The sequence below is a fragment of the Acinetobacter sp. UBA6720 genome (assembly GCF_002454215.1).
Taxonomy (GTDB): Bacteria; Pseudomonadota; Gammaproteobacteria; order Pseudomonadales; family Moraxellaceae; genus Acinetobacter.
In genome coordinates, this window is record NZ_DKIK01000016.1 from 1 (window position 1) to 1,766 (window position 1,766).

At 41.2% G+C, this 1,766-nt stretch carries 2 protein-coding genes and 1 pseudogene; 1 reads left to right on the forward strand and 2 read right to left on the reverse strand.

All coding sequences use genetic code 11. From position 1 onward, the window contains the following. A partial coding sequence (locus B4F08_RS01720) for a sensor histidine kinase (protein WP_291372746.1) occupies positions 1-759 on the forward strand: 759 nt, incomplete at its 5' end. Positions 760-776: 17 nt separating this feature from the next. Here B4F08_RS01720 and B4F08_RS01725 read toward each other — a convergent pair. Both B4F08_RS01725 and B4F08_RS01730 read right to left on the reverse strand, forming a co-directional pair. Continuing rightward, entirely contained in the window at positions 777-1,463 is a 687-nt protein-coding gene (locus B4F08_RS01725; protein ID WP_144583788.1) for a response regulator transcription factor, read from the reverse strand. An 11-nt stretch (positions 1,464-1,474) separates the two neighbouring features. Beyond that, positions 1,475-1,766, reverse strand: a pseudogene (locus B4F08_RS01730) (chalcone isomerase family protein); the annotation flags it as partial.

Genomic DNA, 1,766 nt, shown 5'->3' on the forward strand with positions numbered 1-1,766 from the left:
TTTCATGACATACGGACTGATTCAAATCTGGAAGCGGAATATCTGAAGCAGGCGCTAGAAAAATATCATCAGGTATTAAGCGAGTTTATTCAGCGTGAACGTGAATTTACTGGTGATGTCAGTCATGAGCTTCGCACACCACTTACCATCTTAAAAGGCAATGTGCAGTTGTGTCAGGCACGCTATGGGGACAATAAATCATTTACTCGCTTGAACAACACCATTGAAGACATGCAACTATTAGTTGACACACTACTGGCTATCGCCCGCAATACCACCAATACTTTAACCGCTGAATCGACTATGCTTTCAGAATGTCTGGAGAATCTAGTTCAGGATCTGGATAGTGTTAGCCATAACAAAGGTATGCGGATAAATTTTCAAAAAGATCTAAACGAACAGCCACGTAAACTTTACCCGTCGATGACCAAAATGGTATTTGGCAATATTTTGCGGAATGCACTGAATTATTCACAAGGCACAGAAATTGATGTCATTTTGCAAAAAAATACAGTATTGATTGCAGATAATGGTGTCGGCATTCCTTTACCGAATAACTCAAAGGTGCAAGAACTGTCGGGGCAGCAATTGCAATTAGAGATCAAAGGTCATGGCATTGGACTGCAATTGGTACAGAAGTTGTGCAAGCAGCTTGGCTGGCGAGTGGAATTGTTTGATCGGCAGTATTATCTCAATACCCATCAGGATGTTGATCTGGCGATGACGACTGGACTGATTGTCGTCGTGTATTTAAATTAAGGCTTGGCTTCTAGAGCTTAAGGTTCTAAAGTGATCTTTAACCCTACACCAGATATGGTGTGAATTAGTTTTTGCTCAAAAGGCTTATCGACCATTTTACGCAAATTATAAATATGACTACGCAGGGCATCGCTTTCAGGCTCTTGATCCCCCCAAAGCTCTATCATAATTTCCTGTTTAGTCAGAACTTTAGGCGAATGACGCATCAGTAGTTTGAGCAGTTTGAATTGAATGGGGGGAAGTTCAATGGTTTGTCCTCCACGAGTCAGTTGCTGTGTTGCAGGGTCCAGAATAAGATCATGAATTTGAAGACGGCTAGAGGAGACTTCACCCTGTGAACGCTTGATCAGAGCTTTGACTCGAACCACCAGCTCATTAAAGTCAAATGGCTTGACTAGATAATCATCCGTTCCTGAATTAAAACCTTTAAGTTTGTCATTCAGCGTATCGCGTGCGGTGAGCATCAGCACGGGGAGGTCCATACCTTCTTTATTTCGTAGCCATTCACATAGTTCATAACCCGAACCATCAGGTAAGTTAATATCTAAAAGTAAAATATGATAGCGTTGCTGCTTGAGCAATTGGCGCGCAGCATTTAGGTTTCGAGCATGATCGACCACAAAACCATGCTCTTCTAGAAACTCGCATAGGGTAGATGCCAGTTCGTAATGATCTTCAACCATCAAAATAAAATGTTTAGACATAACTGTAGAGACTACTTTATTAATTGCTGTTTTAATTTAGCACTAAATGGCTGAGGACCTAGCCATATATTAAAATATTGCTGGGCCTAATGGGTTCTGGAGTTGTCCCTGTAGTTTCTGGTTTAAGTATAGGCTTAATGTGTGTGTGGCATGGCTATATTTTAGTTGGTATAGATCTCCTGAGTTCACTGGACGATACAGATCGGTGATTGGATTGAAAACAGCCTGAATCTTTTGATCTTTGATATTACGTTGGAGTAGATGTCTGGCTGCACGTTTGAATGCCCATTCTGGAATATTCTG

Coding starts and splice junctions, on each gene's coding strand:
- B4F08_RS01725 (WP_144583788.1), bottom strand. CDS start 1,463: ATGTCTAAACATTTTATTTTGATGGTTGAAGATCATTACGAACTGGCA.